The organism is Glycomyces tenuis DSM 44171, assembly GCF_000427885.1.
In the GTDB taxonomy this organism is placed as follows: domain Bacteria; phylum Actinomycetota; class Actinomycetes; order Mycobacteriales; family Micromonosporaceae; genus Glycomyces; species Glycomyces tenuis.
This window is the reverse complement of sequence record NZ_ATYW01000002.1, coordinates 423,179-449,197: the sequence shown is the minus strand read 5'-3', so window position 1 is coordinate 449,197 and position 26,019 is coordinate 423,179. Positions and strand designations below refer to the sequence as shown.

Annotated in this window: 22 protein-coding genes; 10 read left to right on the top strand and 12 right to left on the bottom strand. The window is 71.0% G+C overall.

All coding sequences use genetic code 11. The features are described from left to right. Positions 1-62 precede the first annotated feature (62 nt). Positions 63-2,864, top strand: coding sequence for a transglycosylase domain-containing protein (locus YWW_RS0104680; RefSeq protein ID WP_081687188.1), 2,802 nt, complete (start codon positions 63-65; stop codon positions 2,862-2,864). A gap of 68 nt (positions 2,865-2,932) precedes the next feature. Here YWW_RS0104680 and YWW_RS0104675 read toward each other — a convergent pair whose 3' ends face one another. Then, the gene (locus YWW_RS0104675; protein ID WP_026929189.1) at positions 2,933-4,177 is read right to left on the bottom strand and encodes an amino acid deaminase/aldolase; all 1,245 of its coding nucleotides are present in this window, start codon (positions 4,175-4,177) and stop codon (positions 2,933-2,935) included. Between the two features lie 74 nt (positions 4,178-4,251). Here YWW_RS0104675 and YWW_RS0104670 point away from each other — a divergent pair, with 74 nt between their 5' ends. The 8 genes from YWW_RS0104670 (at position 4,252) to YWW_RS0104635 (ending at position 14,676) form a co-directional block, all read left to right on the top strand. Then, complete coding sequence (locus YWW_RS0104670; protein WP_026929188.1) at positions 4,252-5,559, top strand: D-arabinono-1,4-lactone oxidase; 1,308 nt, start codon at positions 4,252-4,254, stop codon at positions 5,557-5,559. A 107-nt stretch (positions 5,560-5,666) separates the two neighbouring features. After that, entirely contained in the window at positions 5,667-6,398 is a 732-nt protein-coding gene (locus tag YWW_RS0104665; protein ID WP_026929187.1) for a pyrimidine reductase family protein, read from the top strand. After that, positions 6,398-8,119 (top strand): ATP-binding protein, encoded by a 1,722-nt coding sequence (locus tag YWW_RS0104660; protein ID WP_026929186.1) that lies wholly within the window; start codon positions 6,398-6,400, stop codon positions 8,117-8,119. The genes YWW_RS0104665 and YWW_RS0104660 overlap by 1 nt, the downstream gene beginning before the upstream one ends. Before the next feature lie 20 nt (positions 8,120-8,139). Next, complete coding sequence (locus tag YWW_RS0104655; RefSeq protein ID WP_026929185.1) at positions 8,140-9,297, top strand: exonuclease SbcCD subunit D; 1,158 nt, start codon at positions 8,140-8,142, stop codon at positions 9,295-9,297. After that, entirely contained in the window at positions 9,297-11,729 is a 2,433-nt protein-coding gene (locus tag YWW_RS0104650) for an AAA family ATPase (RefSeq protein WP_026929184.1), read from the top strand. Before YWW_RS0104655 ends, YWW_RS0104650 begins: the two co-directional genes overlap by 1 nt. Before the next feature lie 2 nt (positions 11,730-11,731). Continuing rightward, the gene (locus YWW_RS0104645) at positions 11,732-12,646 is read left to right on the top strand and encodes a hypothetical protein (protein WP_035697068.1); all 915 of its coding nucleotides are present in this window, start codon (positions 11,732-11,734) and stop codon (positions 12,644-12,646) included. 203 nt (positions 12,647-12,849) lie between these two features. Further along, positions 12,850-13,908, top strand: a complete 1,059-nt coding sequence (locus YWW_RS34790; RefSeq protein WP_081687187.1) for a GH12 family glycosyl hydrolase domain-containing protein — start codon at positions 12,850-12,852, stop codon at positions 13,906-13,908. A 207-nt stretch (positions 13,909-14,115) separates the two neighbouring features. Beyond that, on the top strand, positions 14,116-14,676 hold the full coding sequence (locus YWW_RS0104635; protein ID WP_035697071.1) for a cysteine hydrolase family protein: 561 nt from the start codon (positions 14,116-14,118) through the stop codon (positions 14,674-14,676). A 2-nt stretch (positions 14,677-14,678) separates the two neighbouring features. On the opposite strand, the gene YWW_RS36785 is transcribed toward YWW_RS0104635, so the two are convergent. The 6 genes from YWW_RS36785 to YWW_RS0104605 all read right to left on the bottom strand — a co-directional run bounded on the left by YWW_RS36785 (position 14,679) and on the right by YWW_RS0104605 (position 19,652). Further along, complete coding sequence (locus YWW_RS36785) at positions 14,679-15,389, bottom strand: aggregation-promoting factor C-terminal-like domain-containing protein (protein ID WP_051325373.1); 711 nt, start codon at positions 15,387-15,389, stop codon at positions 14,679-14,681. Positions 15,390-15,660: 271 nt separating this feature from the next. Continuing rightward, entirely contained in the window at positions 15,661-16,545 is an 885-nt protein-coding gene (locus YWW_RS33750) for a DUF1700 domain-containing protein (RefSeq protein ID WP_051325372.1), read from the bottom strand. Beyond that, a complete protein-coding gene (locus tag YWW_RS0104620) occupies positions 16,542-16,886 on the bottom strand; it encodes a PadR family transcriptional regulator (RefSeq protein WP_035697072.1) in 345 nt (114 codons plus the stop codon). Before YWW_RS0104620 ends, YWW_RS33750 begins: the two co-directional genes overlap by 4 nt. A gap of 114 nt (positions 16,887-17,000) precedes the next feature. After that, positions 17,001-18,467 (bottom strand): glutamate--tRNA ligase, encoded by a 1,467-nt coding sequence (gltX, locus tag YWW_RS0104615; RefSeq protein WP_026929180.1) that lies wholly within the window; start codon positions 18,465-18,467, stop codon positions 17,001-17,003. Continuing rightward, entirely contained in the window at positions 18,460-19,236 is a 777-nt protein-coding gene (locus tag YWW_RS0104610) for a fumarylacetoacetate hydrolase family protein (RefSeq protein WP_081687186.1), read from the bottom strand. The genes gltX and YWW_RS0104610 overlap by 8 nt, the downstream gene beginning before the upstream one ends. 74 nt (positions 19,237-19,310) lie before the next feature. Beyond that, on the bottom strand, positions 19,311-19,652 hold the full coding sequence (locus YWW_RS0104605; RefSeq protein WP_026929178.1) for a hypothetical protein: 342 nt from the start codon (positions 19,650-19,652) through the stop codon (positions 19,311-19,313). A 148-nt stretch (positions 19,653-19,800) separates the two neighbouring features. Between YWW_RS0104605 and YWW_RS0104600 the strand changes: the two genes are divergently transcribed. Then, positions 19,801-20,946 (top strand): NHL repeat-containing protein, encoded by a 1,146-nt coding sequence (locus YWW_RS0104600; protein WP_162145917.1) that lies wholly within the window; start codon positions 19,801-19,803, stop codon positions 20,944-20,946. Between the two features lie 64 nt (positions 20,947-21,010). On the opposite strand, the gene cimA is transcribed toward YWW_RS0104600, so the two are convergent. The 5 genes from cimA to YWW_RS37680 all read right to left on the bottom strand — a co-directional run bounded on the left by cimA (position 21,011) and on the right by YWW_RS37680 (position 25,899). After that, positions 21,011-22,567 carry a citramalate synthase gene (gene cimA / locus YWW_RS0104595; protein WP_051325394.1) on the bottom strand — a complete coding sequence of 519 codons (1,557 nt, stop codon included), beginning with the start codon at positions 22,565-22,567 and terminating at the stop codon, positions 21,011-21,013. A gap of 401 nt (positions 22,568-22,968) precedes the next feature. Then, the gene (locus YWW_RS0104590; protein ID WP_026929175.1) at positions 22,969-23,661 is read right to left on the bottom strand and encodes an LPXTG cell wall anchor domain-containing protein; all 693 of its coding nucleotides are present in this window, start codon (positions 23,659-23,661) and stop codon (positions 22,969-22,971) included. A 28-nt stretch (positions 23,662-23,689) separates the two neighbouring features. After that, a complete protein-coding gene (gene pspM / locus YWW_RS0104585; protein WP_026929174.1) occupies positions 23,690-24,478 on the bottom strand; it encodes a phage shock envelope stress response protein PspM in 789 nt (262 codons plus the stop codon). A 19-nt stretch (positions 24,479-24,497) separates the two neighbouring features. Beyond that, positions 24,498-25,361, bottom strand: coding sequence for a PspA/IM30 family protein (locus tag YWW_RS0104580; protein WP_026929173.1), 864 nt, complete (start codon positions 25,359-25,361; stop codon positions 24,498-24,500). 118 nt (positions 25,362-25,479) lie between these two features. Then, a complete protein-coding gene (locus tag YWW_RS37680; RefSeq protein ID WP_081687184.1) occupies positions 25,480-25,899 on the bottom strand; it encodes a helix-turn-helix domain-containing protein in 420 nt (139 codons plus the stop codon). Between the last annotated feature and the right edge of the window lie 120 nt (positions 25,900-26,019).

Sequence of the window (26,019 nt, the reverse complement as noted above, 5' to 3'; positions counted from 1 at the left end):
AGGCCGAGTGACGACGGCCCTCTGGCCACCGATCGGCACATCGAACACGTGGATGGTTGAGCATGAGCGACTACGAACGCCGCGACCAGTACCCCGAGGCCCGACCCCCCGTCGGCTCGCCGAGGATCGAACCTCCGGCGGGCCCCGCGGGCGTGGGCGCGGGCACAGGTGCGGGCTCAAGCGGAGGCATGGGCACTGGGCCGGGCGCGGGCGGAGGCATGGGCGCGGGTCCAGGTGGAGGTTCGGGCACGGGGCCGGGCAACATGGGGCGGGCCTCGGTCGTCTCGGCGGTGCGCGCCAGGACCCCGGACGAGCCGAAGCCCAAGAAGAAGCGCATGTCCATGCGCCGCCGCCGCGTCTACGCCGCCCTCATCCTGGTCGGCATCATGCTGCTCGGCTCGGGCACCGTCGTCGGCGCCGCGTTCTTCCAGAGCGTGCCCGCGCCCGAGGATCTCGCCTTCGGCGAGTCCACCACCTTCACCTACGCCGACGGCGAGACCGTCGTCGCCGGCTACGGCGAGTTCAACCGCAAGCTCGTCGACGACTACGAAGACCTTCCCAGGAGCGTCGTCTGGTCGCTGCTGGCCCTGGAGGACAAGAACTACTTCGAGCACGAGGGCGTCGACTACGCCGGCACCCTGCGCGCCCTGATCAACAACGTCACCGGCGGCGACACGCAGGGCGCCTCGACGATCAGCCAGCAGTACGCCGGCATGGTCGCCGACATCCGCGACGACATCTCGTACGGCCGCAAGGCCCGCGAGGCCATCATGGCGATGAAGCTGGAGCAGGAGTACACCAAGGAGGAGATCCTCCTGCACTACCTGAACCTCAACTTCTACAACCGCGGCGCCTACGGCATCGCCGCGGCCTCCGAGGTCTGGTTCGGCAAGAAGCTCGAGGAGCTGACCTGGGGCGAGGCGATGGTGCTGGTCATGCAGGTCAAGGCGGGTGACGGCTCCTTCGACCCCCGGGTCGTCGAGGAGGGCGACACCGCCCCGCTCGACCGCTGGACGCACGGCATGGAGGCCCTGCTCACCCTCGAAGACCTCACCGAGGAGGAGCGGCAGCTCGTCCAGGAGCAGCTCGACGCCGGCATGCCCGAGACCAACGAGCAGCTCAAGAACCCCGGCTCGTGGGGCCACGACACGCCGACGGGCTTCATCACCAACCCGACCGACGGCTATGTCTGGGCGGAGCTGGAGAGCCGCTACGGCCTGACCAAGGAGGACTTCTACGGCCACGACGAGGGCACCGGCGGCTACACGGTGGCCCTGACCATCGACCCGGAGATCCAGCGGCTGGCCGAGGACACCGCCGGCCGCGGCGACCTCAAGCGCGAGACGAACGAGGAGGGCCAGCTGGTCGACGACGAGGGCAACGTCGTCGAGGAGCCGGCCGCCGCGGCCGAGTACGAGAACGAGGACGGCTACTTCGAGTTCGAGAACAGCAACGACAACGCCGCCCTCGCCGAGTACAACGCGTCCATGGCCAGTTCCGTCGTCGCCGTCGAGCCGGGCACGGGCCGCGTCCTCGGCTACTACGGCGGCGAGAACGGCCTCGGCGTCGACAAGGCGGGGATCGAGAACCCGCACCCGCCGTCGTCGACGTTCAAGATGATCACCGCTGCGACGGCGATCAAGAACGGCGCCTCGATCGACTCGTGGTGGAACTCCGACTCGCCGCGCGAGTTCGAGACGCTGAGCGACTTCGAGGACAACACGATCAGCAACGCCGGCGCCACCGAGAACACCGACCGGACGCTGACCGACGCGGTGCGCGACTCGCGCAACACCCCGATGTACGCGATCGCCGAGAAGTACGGCGCCACCGCGATCCTCGAGACCGCGATCGACATGGGCCTGCGCTCGATGAGCCAGAACGAGGGCGGCGAGCAGGTCACCTACCAGTTCTACAAGGAAGACGACGGCACGATCACCTACTCGCGCCACGGGGTCATCCAAAACGAGGACGGCAGCTACGCCACCGACGAGACCGGCCGCATCGACACGCTCGCCTCGCTCGACGGGTACAACGACGACGGCACGCCGGTGCGCACGCCGCTGGACCTGGAGTCCGCGAACTCGCCGTTCTACTACCACATCAGCTTCGGCCAGTACCCGACCAGCGTGATGAACATGGCCACCGTGTACGCCACGATCGCCGCCGACGGGGTCTACAACGAGACGCACTTCGTCGAGGCGGTCTACGACCGCGACGGCAACGAGGTCGAGCCGATCCGCGAGCTCGAGTCGACCCAGGCGCTCGACGTGAGCATCGCCCGCAACCTCCAGTGGGTGGGCTCCGAGATCAAGGGCGAGGGCGAGCCGCTCTCCCGCCCCTACACCGGCAAGACCGGTACGTGGGAGGCCGCCGAGGAGTACGACGGCGCCAACGCCCACACCTGGTACGTCGGCGCGATCCCGCAGCTGAGCATCGCCGCGTGGGTCGGCAACGCGACCGCCGAGTCCGCGCCGCTGCTGAACAAGGACGGCGGCACCGACGGCGTCTTCGGTTCGACCCTGAGCTATCCGGTGTGGATGCAGTTCATGACCGGGGTGATCGAGACCAAGGGGTACGAGCAGCAGGGCTGGACGGAGGCCCAGCACGTGGGCAGTCCGATCGTGGACGACATCCTCAACGAGGACGGCACGATCGACCCGTCGAGTCCCTACTGCGCGGCCAACCCGACCGACTCCAGATGCGGGCAGCCGAACGGCGGCGGCGGCAACGGCCAGCCGTGCGATCCGATCTCGGAGGCGCTGGGCCTGTGCGAGAACAACGGCGGCGGCGGTGGCGGCGGTGGCGGCAACGGCAATGGGAACGGAAACGGCAATGGCAACGGCGGCTGGGACGACGACTGACCGCGAAGCGGCGGCCCGTCGAGGCCCGCCCGCCTCGGAGTGCGCGAGGCGGGCGCGGCGCCCGCCGTTCAGGCGAAGGCGAAGCCTTCGCCGCGGTAGGTGGGGACCTCGTCGACGATGCGGCCCGCGGCGACCAGTTGCAGCGTGTTGACCCGCTCGGCCAGCTCCCCGGCCTTGGCGTGGCGCATCCACACCCGGGAGCCGAGGGCGAGTTCGTCGGCGGCCCTGCCGCGCAGCGGCGTCTGGACCTCGCCGGCGCCCTCGGTCCTGGTGTAGGACAGGCCGCGGGGGAACGTCGGTTTCGGCAGGCGGTCCCAGCCGGGCACGCCCGAGGCCGTCCAGCCGCCGCCGAGGGCGGTGACGATGCCCGGGCGGGGGCGGCGCACCACCGGCAGCGCGAAGAACGCGGCCGGGAGCGGGCGGATCGAGCGGTAGCCGTCGAACAGCGCCGGCGAGTACAGGCCCGAGCCGGCGGCGATCTCGGTGACGGAGGGGTCGGCGGCGGTCGAGACGACCGAGCCGGTGCCGCCGCCGTTGACGAACTCGATGTCGGCCGCGCTCCTGACCGCGGCGACGGCCTCGGCACGCCGCTCGGCGAGTTCGGCGCGGGAGATCCGCTGCATGAGCCGCACCAGCGGGTACTTGAGTTTGGCGCTGCCGGGGCCGTCCTGGACGCCGGCGATCTGCGACTCGTAGCCCATCAGGCCCACCAGGCGCACGCCGGGGCGCTTGTCGATCTCGTGGGCCATGGCCAGGGCCTGCTCGGGCGTGTGCACCGGCGAGCGGTGCGCGCCGATGTGGACCCGGCCGCCGAGGAGGTCGAGCGACATGTCCAGCTCCAGGCACAGCCGCAGCGGCCTGCCGGGGACGGGGGCGGCGGCCTCCCGGAGGTGGTCGAGGTGCTCGACCGAGTCGACCATGATCGTCACGCGCCGGGCCAGCTCCTCGTCGCCGGCCAGGTGGCGCAGGGCGTCGGCGTTCGCCGTCGGGTAGGCGACCAGGACGTCGTCGAACTCCTCGGCCAGCCACAGCGCCTCGGGCAGGGTGTAGGCCAGGACGCCTTTGAAGCCGGGTTGGGCGAGGGCCCGGCGCATGAGGGCCCGGCAGCGCAGCGACTTGCTGACCAGCCGCAGCGGTTTGCCGAGGGCGTTGCGCCGCAGGATGGCCGCGTTGGTGTCGAACGCACCGAGCTCGACGACGGCGAAGGGCGGCTGGAGCTTCGCCGTCGCGCGGTCGAGCTCCGCGAACAGACAGTCTGTCGAGCCGAGGACCGGTTCCGTCGAACCGAGGCCCGGTGCGATGTCGAGACCCATACGCCTTCCCTCCTGTTGGGTGCGGGTTAGATGAAAGCTACCTTTAAGTAGACCGCAGACAAACCGGAGACCCAATGGCTACCTCTCTCTGGCGGAACTGGTCCGGCACCGAAGCCGTCGAACCCGTCCGAACCGTCAAGCCCGGCAAGGTGAACGAGATCGCCGCGGCGGTGCGCGAGGCCGCCGCCGACGGGCTGCGCGTCAAGGCGGTGGGCGCCGGGCACTCCTTCAGCGGCATCGCCGCTCCCGAGGGCGTCCTGGTGGACATGGGCGACATGGACGGCGTGGTGCGCGTCGACACCGAGACGAACGTGGTCACCGTCGAGGCGGGCATGCCGATGTGGCGGCTCAACAAGGTCTTGGACGCCCACGGTCTGGCGCTGGAGAACATGGGCGACATCGACCGCCAGACGGTCTCGGGGGCGATCTCGACCGGCACGCACGGCACCGGGGACCGGTACCGGGGATTGGCGTGGCAGGTGAGCGCGCTCCAGATGGTGCTGGCCGACGGCGCCGTCGTGCGGTGCTCGCCGGAGCGGCGGCCCGAGCTGTTCGCCGCGGCGCGGATCGGGCTGGGCGCGCTGGGGATCATCACGGAGGTGTCGATCCAGTGCGTGCCGGCGTTCCAGTTGCAGGCGGTGGAGACGCCGATGCGTCTGGACGCGGTCCTGGGCGGCCTGGACGAGCTGGTGGCCGAGAACGACCACTTCGAGTTCTACTGGTTCCCGCACACCGAGCGGACGCTGACCAAGCAGAACAACCGGTACTCCATGGAGGAGCGCAAGCGGCGCCCCACTCGCCTGGAGTACTGGTGGAACGAGGGCTTCACCGAGAACGCCCTGTTCGAGGCGAGCAACCGGGTGGGGGCGCGGTTCCCCCAGGCCGTGCCGAGCCTGAACCGGCTGGCCGGTCGCGTGTGGAGCTCCCGCAACTACACCGACGTCTCGCACAGGGTGTTCACCTCGCCGCGGAAGGTCGTGTTCCGGGAGATGGAGTACGCGGTGCCGCGCGAGGCGCTGGCGGAGGTGCTGCGCGATCTCAAGGCGCGGGTGGACGCGGGCGGGTTCAACGTCTCGTTCCCGGTGGAGGTGCGGTTCGCCGCGGCCGACGACGTGTGGCTCTCGACCGCGCACGGCCGCAAGACGGCGTATGTGGCGGTCCACCAGTACCACCGGCACGACTACGAGGAGTATTTCAAGGCGGCGGCCGAGATCTGCAACGCCGTCGACGGCCGTCCGCATTGGGGCAAGCTGCACTGGCTGGACGCCAAGGGCTTGAGCGAGCGCTACGAGCGCTTCGACGACTTCCTGGCCGTGAGGGACGAGGTCGACCCGGAGCGGCGCTTCGCGAACTCCTATCTCGACCGGGTCCTGGGAGCTTGAGCCGACCGGCGCGGGCCGTGCCATGCTGAGGTGGGCGCCCCGCGTCCGCCCCGCTCGGCCGGTGTCGCGGGAGCGATGTTGTCGGGCCGATGAGTTAGGTTGTGGCCGTGCCAGATGTGCAGTATCTCAGGCTCGACGAGCTGAGCGAGGCCGAACTCCACGAGGCGTACGAGCCTCCCGAGGAGGATTGGCTGCGGGTCAACTTCGTGTCCAGCGCCGACGGGGCGGCCACATTGGAAGGGCTTTCCGGGCCGCTGTCGGGGAAGGCCGACAAGCGGGTCTTCAAGGTGTTGCGCGCCTCGTGCGACGTGCTGCTCGCCGGCTCGGGGACGGTGCTCGCCGAAGGCTACGGGCCGCTGGTGCTCGACCCCGAGCGGGAGGCCTGGCGCACGGAGCGGGGGCTCCCCCGGGTGCCGGTGATGGCGGTGGCGTCGCGGTCGGCCCGGCTCGATCCGGAGGCGGCGCTGTTCACGCACGCGCCGCGCCGCCCGGTCGTGGTCTGCGCGGCCGACGCCGCCGTGGGCCACATGGCGGCGCTGCGGGAGGTGGCCGACGTCGTCGCGGTCGGCCACGGCGAGATCGACTACGAGGCGGCGCTCGGGGTGCTTCGCGAGCGGGGCCTGCGGCGCGTCCTGTGCGAGGGCGGGCCGCGGGTCTTCGGCGAGCTGATCGCCGCCGACCTGGTCGACGAGCTGTGTCTGACGGTCTCGCCGCTGCTCGTGGGCGCGGGCCCGATCCGGGTCGCGGAGGGGCGGGCGGCCGCGTCGGCCCGGCCGCTGCGGCTGCGACACGTCATCGAAGCCGAGGGCAACCTGATCCTCCGGTACCTGAGAGGATGATGCGCATGAATGATTCGGTGGGCAGGGTGCTCGGCACCGAGGACGCCACACCCCTCTCGTTCTGGGTCGGCGTCGGCCCGGAGGCGTACGCGCAGCTCGACGACGTGCTCACCACCGAGCGGGAGGTCCCCGGCGTGGGGCCGGTCCGCATCTCCGGGGTGGTCACCGCGGTCCGCAGCCGCCACGAGGGCGCGCAGTTCGACTCCGACGTGTTCGACATCGCCGGAGGGCTGCTGCCCGCGCAGGTGCAGGAGGCCGCCGAGGTCACTGTGACGAGAGTGGAGCCCGAGGTGTTCGTGCCGCCGACGCCGGGCGCGGCGGTCGAGCGCGCCACCGGCTCCGAGCGGGACCGGGCACTGTACTTCGACGGCATGGAACGCCAAGTGCCGCTGGGGTTCTCACGGGACGGCCAGGCGGTGTTCCTCAACGCCGACTTCCTCGACGGCACCCGCGGCGCGCACGTGTCCATCTCGGGCATCTCAGGCGTGGCGACGAAGACGTCGTTCGCGACGTGGCTGCTGTACTCGCTGCTGCACTCGGGCGCGATCGGCGCCGAGGCCGCGAACACGAAGGCGCTGATCTTCAACGTCAAGGGCGAGGACCTGCTGCTGCTCGACCACGACAACACCAGGATCGACGACGAGATCCGCGAATCGTACCGGAAGCTGGGGATGGCGCCGGGGGCGTTCAAGTCCGTGGAGGTGCTCGCCCCGCCCCGGGAGGGCGACAACAACGGCGTCCCGGACGTGGCGTGCCGGTCCACCGGCGTCGACGCGTTCTACTGGACGCTCGCCGAGTTCTGCTCCGGCGGACTCCTGCCGTTCGTGTTCGCCGACGCCGACGACGACCGCCAGCAGTACACGATGGTCGTCCACCAGGTGGCCGCGCGGCTGCGCAAGGAGGCCCGCCCGAAGGACAACGGCGCGGTCGCCGTCGACGGGCAGCTGCTGACGACGTACCGGGACCTGGTCGACCTGATCTGCGAGCGGCTCTCCGACGACGCCACCCGCATCGAATGGGCCGGTTCGGCGATCGGCCTGGGCACGGTCAACGCGTTCATCCGCCGCCTCATCGCCTCCGGGCGGGACATCGGGCGGCTCATCCGCGGGGACCTGCCGCCGCGGGGCAAGGCGATCTCCTCCGAGGCGCAGGTGACGGTCGTGGACCTGCACAACCTGCCCGACCGGGCGCAGCGCTTCGTCGTCGGCGTGGTGCTGCGCGGCGAGTTCGAGCGCAAGGAGAAGGCCGGGACGGCCCGGCCGCTCCAGTTCGTCGTCCTCGACGAGCTCAACAAGTACGCGCCGCGGGAGGGCACCAGCCCGATCAAGGACATCCTGCTCGACATCGCCGAGCGCGGCCGCTCGCTCGGGGTGGTCCTCATCGGAGCGCAGCAGACCGCCAGCGAGGTCGAGCGGCGCATCGCCTCGAACTCGGCGGTGCGCGTCGTCGGGCGCCTCGACGCGGCCGAGGCGACGCGCCCGGAGTACGGCTTCCTCACGCAGGCGCAGCGCCAGCGGGTGCTGATGGCCAAGCCGGGCACCATGTTCGTCGGCCAGCCGGAGCTGCCGGTGCCGCTGGTGGTGAACTTCCCGTTCCCGGCGTGGGCCACCAGGCCGGCCGAGGCGGGCTCGGCCCCGGCGTCGTCGGCCAGGTCCGTGACGGCGAAGGTCGACCCGTTCGACCTCGCCGGTGACGATGACGATGACGACATCCCGTTCTAGCTCGCGTTGAGGAGTCCGCCTTGCGAATCCTGCACACCTCCGACTGGCACGTCGGCGTCACGTTGAAGGGCCGAGCGCGGCTGGACGAGCAGCGGGCCGTGTTCGGCCAGATCGTGCAGATCGCCCGCGACGAAAGCGTCGACCTGGTGATCGTGGCCGGGGACCTGTACGACACGGCCTCGCCGTCCAGTGCCGCGCAGAAGCTGCTGACGGCGACGCTGTCGGCGCTGCGCGACACGGGCGCCGAGGTCGTGGCGATCGCCGGGAACCACGACAACGGGCCGGGCCTGGAGGCGCTGCGGGAATGGGCCGCCGCCGCGGGCATCCACCTGCGGGGCCGCATCGGCAAGGCCGCCGACCACCTCGTCACCGGGCAGACGGCCGGCGGCGAGCGGTGGCGGCTGGCGGCGCTGCCGTTCGTCAGCCAGCGGTATGCGGTCAGGGCGGCCGAGCTGTTCGAGCTGAGCGCCGCGGACACCGAGTCGGCCTACGCCGATCACCTGCGGCGCATGGTGTCCGCGCTCTCGCAGGGCTTCAGCGGCGACGAGGTGGACCTGTTCTGCGGGCACCTGACGGTGGTCGGCGGGAAGGTCGGCGGCGGCGAGCGGGAGGTCCACACCGTGGCCGACTACGCGGTCCCGGCGGCGGTCTTCCCGGCCTCGACGAACTACGTCGCCTTGGGGCACCTGCACAAGGCGCAGAAGATCGAGGGGCCGTGCCCGATCCGGTACTCGGGCGGGCCGCTCGCGGTGGACTTCGGCGAGGAGGACCACACGCCGAGCGTGACGCTCGTCGACGTCACCGCCGACACGCCCGCTCGGGTGCGGCAGGTGCCGCTGAGCGAGGCGGTGCCGCTCAAGACGCTGCGCGGCACGCTCGAGGAGCTGCGCGAAGTGGAAGTGGACGAGCGCGCGTGGCTGCGGGTGTTCGTCACCGAACCGGCCCGCGCGGGCCTGCGCGGCGAGGTGGCCGAGCTGTTCCCCCGGGCCGTGCAGATCCACATCGACCCGGTGATGCGCGCCGAGGCGGCCGCGCCGCGGCAGCGGCGCTCGGGCCGCAGCCCCGGGGAGCTGTTCGACGCCTACCTCGCCGAGACCGGGCACGACGACCCGGCCGTGGCGAAGCTGTTCGCCGAGCTGTACGAGGAGACGCAGACCGTCGCGGCAGAGGAGACCTGATGCGGCCGATACGCTTGGACATGCACGGCTTCGGTTCCTACACCGAGGCCTCGACGCTCGACTTCACCGACGTCGACTTCTTCGCGCTCACCGGCCCCACCGGCGCGGGCAAGTCCACGGTGCTCGACGCGATGTGCTTCGCGCTGTACGGGCGCACGCCGCGGTGGCGCAACAACACCACGCAGCACGCGATCGCCCCGTCGGCGGTGGAGGGGCGGGTGCGGCTGGTGTTCGCCGCCGCGGGCGCCAACTACGTGGCGACCAGGATCCTGCGACGCGACAAGAACGGCAACGTCAAGACCACCATGGCCGCTTTGGAGCAGCTGCCGGACGGGGTGGACCCGGCCGACGACACCGAGCTCGTCGAGGGCCTGGGCAGGCCGCTCGCGGGGAGCCCCTCGGCGGTGAGCGCCGCCGCCGAGCGGATCGTGGGGCTGCCGTTCGACCAGTTCACCAAGTGCGTGCTGCTGCCGCAGGGCGAGTTCGCCGAGTTCCTGCACGCCACGGCCGCCGACCGGCGCAAGATCCTCGAGAACCTCTTGGGGCACAGCGCCTATCGGAGGGTCCAGCAGCTCGCGGGCGCCAAACGGGACGCCGCCGCCACGGCGCAGCGGACCCTCGAGGCGCAGCTGCAGAAGGTCCCGCAGGTGAGCGATGAGGACCTCGCGGCGGCGGCGCTGCGGGTCGAGAAGCTCGAGAAGCTCACCGAGCCGGTGCGGGACAAGGCCGGGGCGCTCGACGGGCTCGAGACCGCCGTCGAGACCGCTCGGCGGCGCCTGAGCGAGGGCGAGGCGAACCTGGCGTCCCTGACGTACATCAAGCGGCCCGGCGGCGTCGACGACATCGCCGCGCAGCTCGCCGACGCGCTCGAACGCGTCAAGGCGAAGGCCGCGGAGGTCGAGGCCACCGAGGCCGAGGACGAGCGTCTGCGCGCCGAACTCGACGGGCTCGATCTGGCGCTCATCGAGCGGCAGCTCAAGGCGTGGGAGGAGCTCGCCGAGACCGAGGCGAGCCTGAAGACCGGCCGCGAGCTGACCGAGGAGCTGCGCCACCAGTTCGAGGAGGCCAAGGAGCTCGAAGGGGCCGCCGCCGAAGAGGTCGAGATCCAGCACGCCGCCGTCCACAAGGCCCGCATGGCGGACCTGGCCGGGACGCTGCGGGCCGAGCTGGCCGCCGGAGAGGACTGCCCGGTGTGCGACCGCGCCGTCGAGGCGGTCCCCGAGCGGGACCTCTCCGCGGCCCTGGAGGAGGCCCAGCAGGCGTCGCAGACGGCCACCGCCGAGTACAAGGACGCGCAGGCCGCCGTGGTGAACCTCCAGGCGAAGCTCGACAGCTACACCGAGCGCCTCACCGAGCTCGACGTCAAGCGCCGCCGCCTGGTCAAGAAGCTCGAAGGCGTGCCGGAAGCCGATGCGCTCCAGGCTCGCCGCGAGGCCGCGGCCGAGGCGGGGCGGCTGCTCAGCGGCACCGCCGCGGCGCTCAAGGCCGCGAGGCGGGCGCTGCGGGAGGCCGAGAAGCGCAAGGCGGGCGCCGAAGAGCAGCAGCAGCGGGCCTGGCGGGAGTTCGGGCACGCCCGGGACCAGGTCGCCGTCCTCGGGCCGCCAGCGGCCGGGGCGGACCTGGCCGAGAGCTGGGGGCGCCTCGTCGAATGGGCCGCGGGGGCGCTGGAGAAGGCTTCGGCCGCACGCGAGGCCGCCCGAGCGGAACTCAAGTCGCTCGACGGGCGGGCCGCGACGCTGCGGGCCGAGCTGCTCGCCGCGATGACCGAGTTCGACGTCGCCGTGCCGCGCACGGGCACCGGCGGCGACTACGTGGCCGTGCACGCCGCGGCCGTCGAGTCCGCTCGGGCGGCGGCCGCGCAGCTGCGCGAGGCGCGGGGCCGCCGCGTCGAGCTCGAGGCCGAGGCGCGCCGCTTCGCGCACGAGGCCGAGGTCGCCAAGGAGCTCGCGAAGCATCTGGAGGCCCGCCGCTTCATGGAGTGGCTGTTGAGCGAGGCGCTCGACGAGCTCGTCGCCGGGGCGACGGTCATGCTGGGCCGCATCACCGGCGGCCAGTACGACCTGATCTACCGCGACCAGGACTTCTGGGTGGTCGACCACCACGACGCGGACATGGCGCGCCCGGCGCGGAGCCTGTCGGGCGGCGAGACCTTCGCGGCGTCGCTGTCGCTGGCGCTCGCGCTGTCCGACCAGTTGGCGAGCCTCTCGCGCGACGGCGCGTGCCTGGAGTCGATCATCCTCGACGAGGGCTTCGGCACGCTCGACCCGGAGACCCTCGACGCCGTCGCCACCACGCTGGAGGCGCTGACGGTCTCCAGCGAGCGCACCGTCGGGCTGGTCACGCACGTCGCCGACCTCGCCGAGCGCGTGCCGGTTCGTTTCCGTATCGTCAAGGACGCCAAGGGTTCCCACGTCGAGAAGACTCTGGAGTAGCCGTGCAGATCACCGTCGACGCCTGGGATCCGTCCTTCGCCGACAACGCCGAGTCGCCGTCGCGCTCGGACTCGGCCACCGTCAACGTCGAGGTGGAGACGCCGGCCAAGGCGTGGGCGCCGGTGGACGCGCCCGGTGCGGGCCCGACGCGGCTGCTGGTGGTCGACGGCGTCAGGCGCGTCGACGCGCGCGTCGAGCTGAGCGACGAGGCCGGCCGCTGGCCCGGCGTGTGCGTCTCCTGGGCCGCCGGCGCCGTCGCCTGCGACCTCGACGGGGGCACTTCGGCCGTCACCGAGTCCTCGGTCGAGCGGGGCCTGTTCGCGCCGCTCGATCCGGGCACCGACTTCGGCCAGTACCCGTACCGCAAGGCCGACGCGGCCGACTCGGCCGAGCTCATCGCCGCCAGCCAGGCCGCCATGGCGGCCTTGGAGGCGAAGGTCGCCGCCGCCGTCGCCATGGACGCCGAGCTGTCCGTGCTCGACGGGACGCTGCGCGGGCGCACCAGGCTGCCGAACGCGGTGGGCTACATCAAGAGCCACCACCGGTCCTATCTTCAGGGGCCGTTGAACGGCGTGGTGGAGCAGCTGCGGCCCGGGCAGCGCACGCCGGTGTTCCACCTGCTGACGACGTGGCCGCGCTACTCGTGGTATCTGCGGCTGCCGGGGGCGGGCTCGCGGGGCTGGGCGGGCGTGGCCAGGATCGAGGCCGCCGACGCCTTGAGCGAGGAGGCGGCGATCGCGCTGGCCGATGCGACCGCCGCGGCCTTGCCGCCCTTGGGGTCCGCCGCGCACAAGGACGCGCGCGCTCCGCAGAACCTCACGCCCATCGCGGGACTGGAGCGGCGCCTCAAGCGGCGGTTGGGCGACGCGAGGCTGCTGCTGCGTTCGGTGCGAGTCTCATCGGCGGCCGGGCTGTAAAGCAGGCCTCGGCCCCGCCGCCTTCGCGCGGCAGAGTATCAGCAGCGCATTGCGCTGGGGAGCGGTCCACTCTACACTGCGATTGTAGAGACGTTCGTCAATATTAATTGGCGGCGTCGACTCCTCGGCGGCAGCGGCGGTCGATCCCGGCATCCGCGCGCTCCCGCCCCGATCACAAGGGCATGGCCATGAAGCAACGACGCATGAAACGACCCTGGAAGATCGCGGTCCTCGGGGCCTTCTCGGCCCTGGCGCTGGCGATCTCGGCGAGCCCCATGGGGTTCAACGCCTTCGCCGACCACACCTCCCCCACCTGGACCTCCAGCGATCAGTGGGGCAACACGATGTACGGCGACTACACGGTCTACAACAACATCTGGGGCTCCGGAGCCGGAACCCAGACCATCTCGGCGGTCGACGAGTCGCACTGGTGGGTCGACGCCGACCACCCGAACACCGGCGGCATCAAGAGCTACCCGAATGTCTCCTACACGCTCGGCGAGCAGGTCAGCCAGATGCCCGAGGTGAACAGCACCGTCGCCTTCGAGGGCCCGAGCGGCGGGAACGGCGTCGCCTACAACGCCGCCTACGACGTGTGGGGCAACGGGCACGAGCACGAGATCATGATCTGGCTGAGCAAAGTCGGCCCGGTCGGGCCGCTCGGCAGCTACGAGACGACCGTGACCGTCGGCGGCCACACCTTCGACTACTACCGCGGCAACAACGGCGCCAACGAGGTCTACAGCTTCATCCGCACCGGCAATACCGACTCGGCCACGGTCGGCATCAGCGACGTCGCGCGGTGGCTCTACGAGACCGGCCGCATGCCGGACGTGCGGATCGACCAGATCCAGTTCGGATACGAGATCACCTCCTCGGCCGGCGGGCACCGGTACAGCACCGAGAGCTACTCGCTCGACATCGGCGGCGGCGATCCGACCGATCCGCCGGACGACCCCACCGACCCGCCGAGCGGTTCGTGCCTGGCGAGCGTCTCGGTGGTCAACGACTGGGGCTCGAGCTGGCAGGGCGCGGTCACGATCCACGCCGAGGATCAGGCCGTGGACGGCTGGGACCTGTCGTGGGAGTGGCCGAGCGGCCAGGAGGTCTCGAGCGCCTGGAACGTGGACTGGAGCCAGTCGGGCTCGACGGTCTCGGCGTCCGACGTGGGATGGAACGCCCGCGTCGACGCTGGCACGAGCCGGGAGGTGTTCGGCTTCATAGCGTCTGGTCCGGCCGAGGCCTTCGACGTCGGCTGCTGAGCGCGCCCGCCGGGTCCAGCTCGGACGACGGCGGCTCAGCTTTCACCGAACGCCTCGGCGGGCGATGCGATCGACGCAGCGGTGCACGGTGCGGCGGCGATCTCGAGGGAGCTCGGGGCGCCACCGGTGGCCGCGGTGGTCGCCCGCGGGCCTTAGGGTGGTGCGGAAGGCCATCGGCACCTGCCACCGCACAGCGATTGGAGCCCCATGTCAACTCCCCAGCACGCGCTCATCGTCATCGACATGCAGCGGGCGTTCGTCGACCCGGACGGGCGACTCGCGGTCCAGGGCGCCGACCGGGTCGTCGAGGAGGTCAACCGGCGGGTCGCCGCGGCGGTCGAGGCCGGGTCGCCGGTGTACTACACGCGCGACGTCGAACCGGTCGAACTCCCCGAGGGCGACCCGGACGGCCAGGCCGAGCTGCACCCCGAGCTCGACGTCCGCGGCGAGGTCGTGCCGAAGGGCCCCGGGCGCTCCGGCGGCTTCTCCGGTTTCGTGCTGTTCGGCTCGGGAGTGGACCAGCCGGGCGCGGGCGGCCTGAGCCCGCTCGGGGGGCTCCTGCTCGCGAGCGGGGCCGAGGCCGTGACCGTGGTGGGCCTGGCGGGCGACGTGTGCGTCGCCGCCACGGCCCGCGACGCCGTCCGGCTCGGCTACCGGGTGAGTGTCGACTTGGACGCGACGGCGTTCGTGCACGCCCATCCGGGCGGCGACACCGGGGCCGTGCGCGAGTTGCGCGACGCCGGCGTGGAGATCGTCGGCTCCCTCTGAGCTCAGTACCAGCCGTTGGACTCCGAGTGCGACCACGCGCCGCACGGGCTGCCGTAGCGGCCGTCGATGTAGTCCAGGCCCCAGGCGATCTGGGTGGCCGGGTTGGTCTCCCAGTCGTCGCCGTGCGAGGACATCTTGTCGCCCGGGAGGGACTGCGGGATGCCGTAGGCGCCCGAGCCCTCGTTGTAGGCCTGCTCGTTCCAGCCTGACTCGCGTTCCCACAGGGATTCGAGGCAGGAGAACTCGTCGAGGCCCCAGCCGGCGTCGAGGGTCATGGTGCAGCCGATGGCCTTGTTGCCCGAGTACTCGGAGCAGTCGGCGGCGATGTCCACCGAGGGGCCGGAGGATCCTCCGGAGGACTCTTCTTCGGTCGGTTCGACCGGTTCCTCCTCCGGCATCTCAGCGGCGCCGGTCTTCTCGACGTCGGTGGTGCCCTGGACCTTGACCGGCAGGATGGTCTCCATGGCGGCGACCTCCTGCCACTCGTGGTCGGCCTCGGTGGCCTCGGCGACGATGTCGGAGGCGAGCCGCTCGGACTCGCTGCGGTCGTCGGTCTCGATGATCGCCGCACCGGCCGTGGTCGCCGAGGTGAGGGCGATGACGGTGGCGGCGATGGATGCGAAGACGCGGTTTCTGAGGCTGTGGGGAAGCCCTGGGGTGGGCGCCTCGTGTGCCGCGTGCTTCGCCTGGGTCAGCTTGTTGGGATGAAGCACCCGCGTAAGGCTAGGGGCCGCCGATAACGACGCCCTACCTGCGAGTAATCACGCGAATACGGCACATTCGCGTTTGGGGCCGGAACCGTCGCTCGCCCGATTCGCCCGATAGGCGCGCTATCGCGCGGCCGGTTCCGGGCGTCGCATCCACAGGGGAACCAAGTGGGCCGTTCGGCCCATTGACGGCCCGAAATCTGCCAGAACTTCCGCTACCAAGGTCTACAGAGGCCGATCTCACATGGTGGTGAAAAACGATTCGGGCACATCACCCCTATCCGGTCGCCTGCTCCTCGTCGGCGGACGGCGATGCCGTCGTGGTCTCGAACACCTCCGTCTCGGTGACCTGTTCATCGGTGCTCGGCTCCTCGGGCATCGGCGTCTCGAACGCCTCCGCCTCGGTGGTCATCTCGTCGTCCGGCATCTCCGGGGCCGTCTGTTCGATTGACGTCGTCATGCCGTCAGGCCAGGTGGGGTAGCCCTCGGTCTCCATTTCGGAGAACGGATCGGAGCCGCCCCAATCGTTCCCGAACTCGTCGGACCAGTATCCGCCGACCAGGGACGCAGCGCCCCAGAGCACGATCGCGGCCAAGGCGAACCCGCTGACGGCCACGATCCCGCGATACCGGAACCCTTGATGCGCCGACTTCGCACCGAGCCGCAAAGAGAGCCAGACGAAGGTCAGTGCCGAAGCGGCGAACGCGATCACGGTCAGGGGCCAGAACTGGACGATGTCCCTCAACAACGGCATGCTCGAGCCGCTGAAGGCAACGCCGATCACCGCGAAGACCACCACTGCGCAGAGAACACCTCGCAGCACCCACCAGCCCGGCCTCAGCGAGCGGCCGAACTCGGCGAAGCCGCCGACTCCCGCGCTGGTGGTGTACCGGTCCGCCAGAACGCGGAAACCGCCGCGCGGCCGCTCGATCCGCCCGGTGACGCCGGCGGTCTCGCGCAGTTCCCGGGCGTAGTCCTCCGGGCTTCCGAGCCTGTCCGCGAGCGTGGCGCCCGATTCGAGTTCGGCGGCGATCTCGGTCAGGTGGGTCTCCAGATCGGCGAGGAGGTCCTCGCGGATCGGGGTGGGAAGGTCGGCGAGGTGCCGCTCGACCGCGAGCCTGTAGTCCGCGATCTCGGAGGCGTCTCGAGGAGTGTCGGTCATGATCGCCCCTTCTTGGCGGTACCGGAAGTGTCGAACAATGCCTGCATCTTGGTGCTGACGTCCTCCCAGGCGTCGCGCATCTGACGCAGGTATTTCCTGCCGGGCTCCGTCAGCGCGTAGTACTTGCGGTGCGGCCCCGATTCACTGGGCTGGACATATGTGGACAGGTACCCGGCGCGGTAGAGGCGGCGGAGAGTGCCGTAGACCGAGGCGTCGCCGAGCTCGTCGAATCCCGCCGCCCGCAAGCGGTGCAGGATCTCGTAGCCGTAGCCGTCCTCGGTCTCCAGGACTCGCAGGACGATGATGTCCAGCAGGCCTTTGAGCAGTTGCGATCTATCCACGCTTAACACGGTACCATGCATAGCACAGTAGTGGTCGTCGCGGACACGACGAAACCGGCCCCACCCTTCACGGGCGGGGCCGGTTGTCGGACTTGGTGTTGCAGCGGCTCGATATCAGAGGGCGGCTCTGGCGGCGCGGAGCCTGGCGAGGCTCACCGCCTGGCCGAGCAGCTCCATCGACTCGTACAGCGGCGGCGAGACGGTCTTGCCGCTGATCGCCACGCGCACCGGCCCGAAGGCCTTGCGCGGCTTGAGGCCCATGCCGTCGACGAGCGCGGTCTTCAAGGCCTCCTCGATGGCCCCGGTGGTCCACTCGACGCCTTCGAGGGCGGCGATCGAGGCGTCGAGGACCTCGGCCGCGTCGTCCTTGAAGGTCTTCTTCGCGCTGGCCTCGTCGATCTCGACCTCGACGCCGCAGAACAGGAACCGCAGCATCTCGGCGGCCTGCGCGAGCGTCGAGCAGCGCTCCTGCACCAGCGGGACGGCCACCTCGAGCACGTAGCGCTGCTCGGCGGTCGGCTGCTCGGGGAGCAGGTCGCGCTTCTGGAGCTCGGGGACCAGCATCGCGGTCAGCTCGACGGGGTCGGACATGCGGAAGTGCGCCGAGCAGATCGCGTCGAACTTCTTCTCGTCGAACCTGGCCGGGTTGGACTTGACGTCGTGCAGGTCGAAGGCGTCGAGGAACTCGGCGACGGTGAACACGTCCCGGTCGGCGGCGATCGACCAGCCGAGCGTCGCCACGTAGTTGAGCACCCCTTCGGGCAGGTAGCCCTCGAGCTTGTACTGGAGCAGGTCCGAGCGCGGGTCGCGCTTGGACATCTTCTTGCCGCGCTCGTCGACGATGAGCGGCAGGTGCGCGTACTCGGGCACCTGATCGGCGAGGCCGAGCTCGATGAGCGCGCGCCACATGACGATCTGCCGGGGCGTCGAGGACATCAGGTCCTCGCCGCGGGTGACCATGTTGACCTTCATGAGCGCGTCGTCGACCGGGTTGGTCAGCGTGTACAGCGGCGAGCCGTCGGCGCGGGCGATGACGTAGTCGGGGACGGTGCCCGCGGGCGTGGTGACCTCGCCGCGGACGGCGTCGACGAAGGTGATGTCCTCGTCGGGCATCCGCATCCGGTACACCGGTTTGCGGCCCTCGTCGCGGAAGGCCCGCTTCTGCTCTTCGGTGAGGGCCCGGTCGAAGTTGTCGTAGCCGAGCTTGGGATCGCGCCCGGCCGCCCTGTGGCGGGCCTCGACCTCCTCGTTGGTGGAGAACGCCTCGTAGGCGTAGCCGCCCTCGACCAGGCGCTTGATGACGTCGGCGTAGACGTCGGTGCGCTGCGACTGCCGGTAGGGCGCGTGGGGGCCGCCGATGTCGGGGCCCTCGTCCCAGTTCATGCCGAGCCACGAGAGCGCCTCGACGAGCTGGTTGTAGGAGTCCTCGGTGTCGCGGGCGGCGTCGGTGTCCTCGATGCGGAAGACGAACTCGCCGCCTTTCGCGCGGGCGTAGCCCCACGAGAACAGGCAGGTGCGCACCAGGCCGACATGCGGCAGGCCGGTGGGGCTGGGGCAGAAGCGGGTGCGGACATTACTCACTGGGGACCACCTGGTTGCTCAGCGTGCCGATGCCGGCGACGGAAACGGAAACGGTGTCGCCGCCTTCGAGCGGCCCGACGCCCGCGGGGGTGCCGGTGAGGACGACGTCGCCGGGCAGCAGCGTCATGACCTGCGAGATGTAGGAGACGAGCGTGGCGGGGTCGAAGACCATGTCCTTGGTCGAGCCGAGCTGGCGGACCTCGCCGCCCACCTCGCAGCGGATCTCGGCGTCGGCGACGTCGGCGTCGGTCTCGATCCAGGGCCCGAGCGGGCAGAAGGAGTCGAAGCCCTTCGCGCGGGTGAACTGGACGTCCTTGCACTGGAGGTCGCGGGCGGTGACGTCGTTGGCGCAGGTGTAGCCGAAGATCGAGGCGGCGGCGGCCTCCTTGTCGACGCCGCGGGCGCCGGGCAGGCCGATGACGACGGCCAGCTCGGCCTCGTGCTCGACCTGCTCGGACACGGCCGGGAGCCGGACGGCCTCGCCGGGGCCGATGACGGAGGTGGACGGCTTGATGAAGATGAGCGGCTCGGCCGGGACCTCGTTGCCGAGCTCGGCGGCGTGGTCGGCGTAGTTGCGGCCCACGCACACGACCTTCGACGGCAGGATCGGGGCGAGCAGGCGCACGTCCTCGAGCGCCCACCGCTGGCCGGTCATCTTGAGCTGCGCGAAGGGGTGGCCGTCGATCTCCGCGGCGGTCGCGCCGGGCCCCTCTCCCTCGAGTACCGCGAACGACATGCCGGTGGGGTGAGCGATCCGTGCGATGCGCACACTGCGCCCCTCTCTAAGACTCGATCGAAGCTGTCGGCCTCAGCTTAGTTCGGTGCGCTCCGCCGGTGAACTCACTATCCGACCAACAGGAACAGGCCCACGATGATGACGGTGCCGAGCAGCGCGCCGACGACGATGCCCATGCCGAGCCTGCGCAGGCGCCCCGACAGGCCGACGGCGAAACCGAGCACGCAGGTCAGCGGGGTGGCGATGGCGCAGGAGATGGTCGTGGCGCCGAGCCGGACGTTGAGCGAGGCGCCGATGTTGTCGACCAGGACGAAGCCGAGGGCCAGCGCGAGGAGGACGTGGATCACGAGGCCGAGGAACAGGCCCGAGACGAATCGGCGTCGTGCGTACACCGCCGAATCGGCGGCGGAGGCCGCTGCACGGGCGCGATCGGTCTTGTAGGAAGTCACGCCTCAACTCTAATACGACGGGTCCACGGGGGCGGGGCGCGCGGCAGGGGGTGTCCGACGGGTCGGGCGGGCCTGTCCGCCGGGGCCTTCGGGGGACGCGCCGCGTCGAATGCGGCGCGGGCGGCCGTCCTCATGCGAGACTGCCGTGATGCGCCGATTGATCTTGCTCTTCGCTATGCTCGCCCTGGTACTGGCCGCACAGATCCCGGCCGGCGCGGTCGTCGAGTCGGAGGTGCCGCGGACCACCGCCTCGTTCGACGACGACGTCCACAAGGTCGCCTACGCCGGTGACGTGCTCTACGCGGGCGGGCGGTTCACGAGCGCAGTCGACGTCGACGGCACCCGCGCGGCGCGCCACCACCTGGCGGCGGTCGACTCGTCGAGCGGCGAGCTGCTGCCGTTCGCGCCGGTCCTGGACGGGCAGGTACTCGACCTGGTCGCCACGTCGGAGCACCTGTACGTGGCCGGCGACTTCCGGCACGTCGGCGACGTGCCGGTGCCTCGCCTGGCCCGCTTCGACCTCGCCACCGGGGAGCTGGACGAGGCGTGGCGGCCGAGCCCGTCGTCGACGGTGTTCGCCGTCGAACCGGCCGGAGACCGGGTCTACCTGGGCGGCCGCTTCGCCACGGTCGGCGGCCACGCGCAGCCGTACCTGGCCGCGGTGAGCGCCTCGGACGGCGCGCCGGTCACCTCGTTCGCGCCGCGGGTGCAGGAGGGCGCGGTGCGCGACATCGCCTCCGGGCACGGGCGGCTGTACGCCTCGGGCGGCTTCGGCTCCGTCGAGGACGAGAAGCAGTTCGGCAAGCTCGCGGCGTTCGATCCGGAATCCGGCGCCGTCGACCGCTCGTTCCAGGCGTCGGTGTACGTGCTGACCAGGCAGGTCGTCGTCGACGGCGATCGGCTGTACGCGGCCTTGGACGGGCGCGGCGGCGAGGTCCGCGCGTTCGACACCAGCGGCGAGGCCCTGTGGTACCAGGCCGCGGACGGCGGGATGCAGGCCGTGACGGTCTGGGGGGACACGATCATCGGCGGCGGGCACTTCGACAAGGCCTGCGACACCAACCACGCGGGGCCGAACGGGGAGTGCGTCGACGGCGTCAAGGCGCCGCGCGGGAAGCTCCTGGCCGTGGACGAGAACGGGAAGCTCCTGCCGTGGAACCCGAATGCGAACGGCATCATCGGCGTGTGGGACCTCAAGGTGCACCCTTCGGGCACCGGCCTGGCGGTGGCGGGCGCGTTCACGACCTTCGGCGGCGGTTCCATGGAGCAGCGGCACTTGGCGCTCTTCGAATGAGCATCGGCTGAGGCGGCCCCGGCGCGTCCGCGCCGGGGCCGTTCGCCGTCCGCGGGAGTCGGGGCTACCGGCGGTTGAGGCCGTAGGCGAGCCCTTCGGCGAGGGCGTTCCAGGAGGCCTCGATGAGGTTGGGGGCGACGCCGACGGTCGTCCACTCGGATTCGCCGTCGCCCATGGTGATCAGGACGCGGGTGACCGCTTCGGTGCCGGTGGAGCCGGCGAGGATGCGGACCTTGAAGTCCGAGAGGCTCAGCTGCGCCAGGCGCGGGTGGCGGGCGGCCAGGGCGCTCCGCAGGGCCGCGTCGAGGGCGTTGACGGGGCCGTTGCCCTGCGCGGTCGCGATGCAGCGTTCGGGGGCTTCGCCGGGTTCGCCGTGGACGTGGAGGCGGACGGTGGCCTCGGCGACGGTGGCGCCTTCGGGGTCGTGGTCGACGATGACGCGGTAGGTGTCGAGCGTGAACGGCCGGGGCAGGCCGCCGGAGACCTCGTCGCGGACGAGCAGCTCGAAGGAGGCGTCGGCGGCCTCGAACGACCAGCCTTTCGCTTCGAGTTCCTTGACGCGCTTGGTGATCCGGTCGAGCGCACCTTTGTCGCCCGAGAGGTCGACGCCGAGTTCGCGGCTCTTGAGCTCGACGGAGGCGCGGCCGGCCATCTCGGTGACGAGGATGCGCATGTCGTTGCCGACGGCGGCGGGGTCGATGTGGTTGTACAGCGCCGGGTCGGCCTTGATCGCGGAGGCGTGGATGCCGGCCTTGTGCGCGAACGCGGCGTGGCCGGTGTAGGGGGCGTGCTCGTCGGGGGTCATGTTGGCGATCTCGGCGACGGCGTGCGAGATCCGCGTCATCTTCTCCAGGCAGCCGTCGGGCAGGACGCGCAGCCCGAGCTTGGTCTCCAGGTTCGCGATGACGGTGAACAGGTTCGCATTGCCGGGGCGCTCGCCGTAGCCGTTGGCGGTGCCCTGGACGTGCATGACGCCGGCCTGGACGGCGGCGATGGTGTTGGCGACGGCGCAGCCGGTGTCGTTCTGGGCGTGCATGCCGAGGCGGACGCGCTCGGGGGGCAGGTCGGGGGCCAGTCGATCGCGCAGGTCCGTGACGGCGGCGGTGATGTCGGCGGGGATGGAGCCGCCGTTGGTGTCGCACAGGACGACGGCTTCGGCACCGGCCTCGAGGGCGGTGCGCACCACCAGGGTCGCGTAGTCGGGGTCGTGGCGGAAGCCGTCGAAGAAGTGCTCGCAGTCGATGAACATCTCGCGGCCGAGCTCGCGTCCGGTGCGGACGGAGTCGGTGATCATCGCGAGGTTCTCCTCGGGCGTGGTGCGCAGGGCCCGCTCGACGTGCCGCACATCGGACTTGGCGACGAGGCAGATCGCTGGAGCGCGCGAGTCGAGGAGCGCGGCGAAGCCGGGGTCGTCGGCGGCGGTGTTCCCGGCGCGGCGGGTCATGCCGAAGGCGACGAGCTTGGCGTGCTTGAAGTTGACCTCTTCGGCGGCGCGGGCGAAGAACTCGGTGTCGGAGGGGAGCGCCCCCGGCCAGCCGCCTTCGATGTAGTCGACGCCGAGCTCGTCGAGGAGTTCGGCGACGGCCAGTTTGTCGGCCACCGAGTAGCGGAGGCCCTCCATCTGCGCGCCGTCGCGGAGCGTCGTGTCGAAGACGTGGAACTCTCCGACGGTGTGTGTTTGCGTCACGTTGTGCTCCAGATAGTTTTCAGGATTCCGATTCTGCCGCTGCGGGGGCCGCCTGAACGATGGCTTGGCTCCAACGAAAAAGACCCCCTGCTGACGCAGGAGGTCTGGCGCTCGGCGACGGCATCTAGTACCGATGCTCCGCCGGGCGCCCGCAGCTGATAATGAGCTGGAAGGTCACGGTTGGAAGTATGCCACCGGGCACCATCGCGAGCCAGCACTTCCCATTATGCGGGACACGGCATGTCGCGGTGCCGTGCGGATATGGCGTGCCCGTGCGGACAGGGCATGTGGCGGTGCCGCCGCGGACGGGAAGGCCCGAGCCGCCGGGGGCGCGGTCACCACTGGTCGCGCAGCGTCCGTCGGCGCAGCCACAGGACCATGGCCGCTCCGGCCGCGACCGCGACGACGCCGGCCCCGCTCAGGGCCGCGACGCCGGCGCCGGTCTGCGGAAGCTTCGGCTCGGCGGCGGGCGCGGCGGTGGTCTCCTCCGCCGGCGGCGGCGTCGAGGGCGTCTGCTCGGGCACGTCGGCGAACTGCCACTCCTGGGCGTGGACGCTGGAGGGGACGGCGACGACGAGGACCTCGGTGCCCGCCGCGGCCTGGCTTCCGCGTTCGATGCCGAGGTAGTGGCCCTCGGGCGTGGTGAACCGGTAGTCCTGGTGGGCCGGGACGTCGTTGTAGACGACCCCCCACGGCGTGGCGTCGGCGCAGTCGGCGAGCTCGACCGTCGCGGTCTCGGCGCCGTCCGGGATCGGCCCGGCGTCCAGGCACTGCCCGGTCTCGTCGTGGACGATCAGGTGGGTGCCGAGGTCCTGGAAGGCCTCGACCGGCGTGAAGGACCAGGCGTCGCCTTCGGCGGCGAGCTCGGCCCGCTCGCCGGTCCAGGCCAGCGGCAGCTCGGGGTGGTCCTTGAGGTGCATCAGGACCGGTTCGGCGGGCAGTTCGGCCGCGTGCGCGAGCGCGGGCGCGGCCAAGGGCAGGAGCGCGGCGGCGGAGATCAGCACGGCGCGCGGGTAGAAGGTTCTCACAGCGAGAATTAGATCAAATTAGGATATTTCACCTTAATTGGAGCTGGATCTTTCCGCGGATCTCGCTGGCGGCCTCGCCTGCGGCGCGCAGCCGGTCGGCGGCGTCGGTGAGGGTCTCCAAGGTGGCGTCGGCCTCGTTCGCGGCCAGGGCCTCGCGCAGCCCGACCGAGCCGGCCAGGCACTCCCCCGCGGCAACGACCATGTCCTCGTAGGCGCCGACCCCGGTCTCCAGGCGTTCGACCAGGCGGTCCCGGTCGGCCCGCAGCAACGCCTGCCTCGGGCCGGAGGCGATGGCGATCGACTGCTCGACGTCGCGGACGGTGAAGGCCAGCCGGAGCAGCTCGGGCCCGGCCTTGGCGGCGCCGGCGAGCGCCGCGGCGGCCTCGGCGTTGCCCTGGAGGCGCTGCGCGAGCTGCTCGGCGGTGGCGCTGGCGCGTTCGAGGCGCTGGTAGGGGCCCAGGGCGGCGCTGCGGCGGAACTGCGAGCGCATCCGGCCGCGGCGCAGCGTCTCGGCAGCCTCGCCGAGGAAGCCGCGGGCCTCTTGGCGCAGACCGGCCGGCCCGTACAGGACGAGGGCCTCGCGCTCGGCGGGCAGGGCGCGCGCCAGGCGGCGGTAGTCGAGCCAGCGGACCGTCGCCAGGGCGGTGGAGAAGCCGGCGGCGACGACCCAGATCCCGTCGGATCCGACGACGCCGCCCACGGGCAGGAAGAACGCCGAGCCGGTGACGGTGGCGCCGGAGACGACCGTCCAGAACTTCGCCGAGGACAGCCGGGACCGCAAGCGCCGGACGGCGTGCTTGCGGGCCTTGGCGTCCACAGGGGTTCCTCTCGGCGGGTCAGCTCTTGGTGGAGTCGGCCTCGGCTTCGGGCGTGCCTTCGCCGTCGCTCATGCTGGCGCGGATGTCGGCGAGGCGGGCGTTGGTGACCGTCTCCTTGGAGGTGATGGCGGGCTTGGCCTTGTCCGAGCCGGAGAGCTGGTCGCCTTCGAGGGAGGCGCGGATCTGCTCCAGGCGGGAGGCGCCGGCCATGTCGCGGGTGGCGCGGTTGACCTCGAGGAGGCGGCCTTCGACGGAGTTGCTGGCCAGCTCGGCACGGCCCATGGCGTTGGAGTAGCGGCCCTCGATCTTGTCGCGGATCTCCTCGAAGTTCGGGACGTTGCCGGGCGCGGCGGTCTGCGACATCGACTCCAGGGACGAGGCGATGGTCTCCTGCATCTTGGCCTGCTCCAGCTGGCCGAGCAGCTTGGTGCGCTCCTGGAGCTTCTGCTGGAGCATCATCTGGTTGTTCTCGACGGCCTTCTTCGCCTGCTCGGCGGCGTTGAGGGACTGGTCGTGCATGGTCTTCATGTCCTCAAGGGACTGTTCTGTGGAGACCAGCTGGCTCGCCAGGACCTCGGCGGTCTGCTCGAACTGCTGGGCCTTCTCCTCATCGCCGTCGGCCCTCGCCTTGTCGGCGAGCACCAGCGCCTGGCGCGCCTGCGCCTGGAGGCGCTCCACTTCGGCCATCGAGCGGTTGAGCTTCATCTCCAGCTGCCGCTGGTTGCCGATCACCGAAGCGGCCTGTCCAACCAGCACCTGGTGCTGCTTCTGCGCTTCCTCGATCGCCTGCTGGATCTGGATCTTGGGGTCGGCGTGCTCGTCGATCTTCGCGCCGAACAGCGCCATCATGTATTTCCAGCCTTTGACGAACGGATTGGCCATTATCGGGGTCCCTTCGGTGATGTCTGCAACGCCGACTTTCTTATAGTGTCGGACATCCCCGCCAACAATGTGCGACAGGGTGACGCCTCATTCGCCAAAACTACATCATCGGTCGCGTTCAGGCCGCCGCGCGGACCACCGAATCGGTCACTTCGCCACGCCGGTGACGAGGATGCGCCTGCGCGATGGAAGCGGGGTGGGCGTGACGGCGGCGACGGGGCTGGTCCTCGGCGGCCTCCTTCTCGCGCGGCAGCGGCAGCACCGCGACCGAACGGCCCTGGGGCAGAGTGGCGTCGTCCCGCTTCTCATGGGCCGCGACCTCGCGCGACACCTCGGCGAGGACTTCACTGAGCCGCACCTGGAGGGCCCCGCACACCGAGGCGAGAAGCTCGCTCGACGCCTCCTTGTGGCCCCGCTCGATCTCCGAGAGGTACCCGAGGCTGACGTTGGCCTGCTTGGAGACGTCTCGGAGCGTCCGCTTCTGAGCGCGGCGGCGCCGACGCAGGGTCTCTCCCAACAGTTCCCGCAACAACACCATCGAACTCTCCTCCACGCCGCTTTCGCCCTGTTCACGAGGCTTGCGAGCAAGGCCTGCGCCCTCTTGGCGAAGCCTACCGGCCGGGACGCCGTTCAGCTGAGCCTAAGCGGGTCCTGCAAG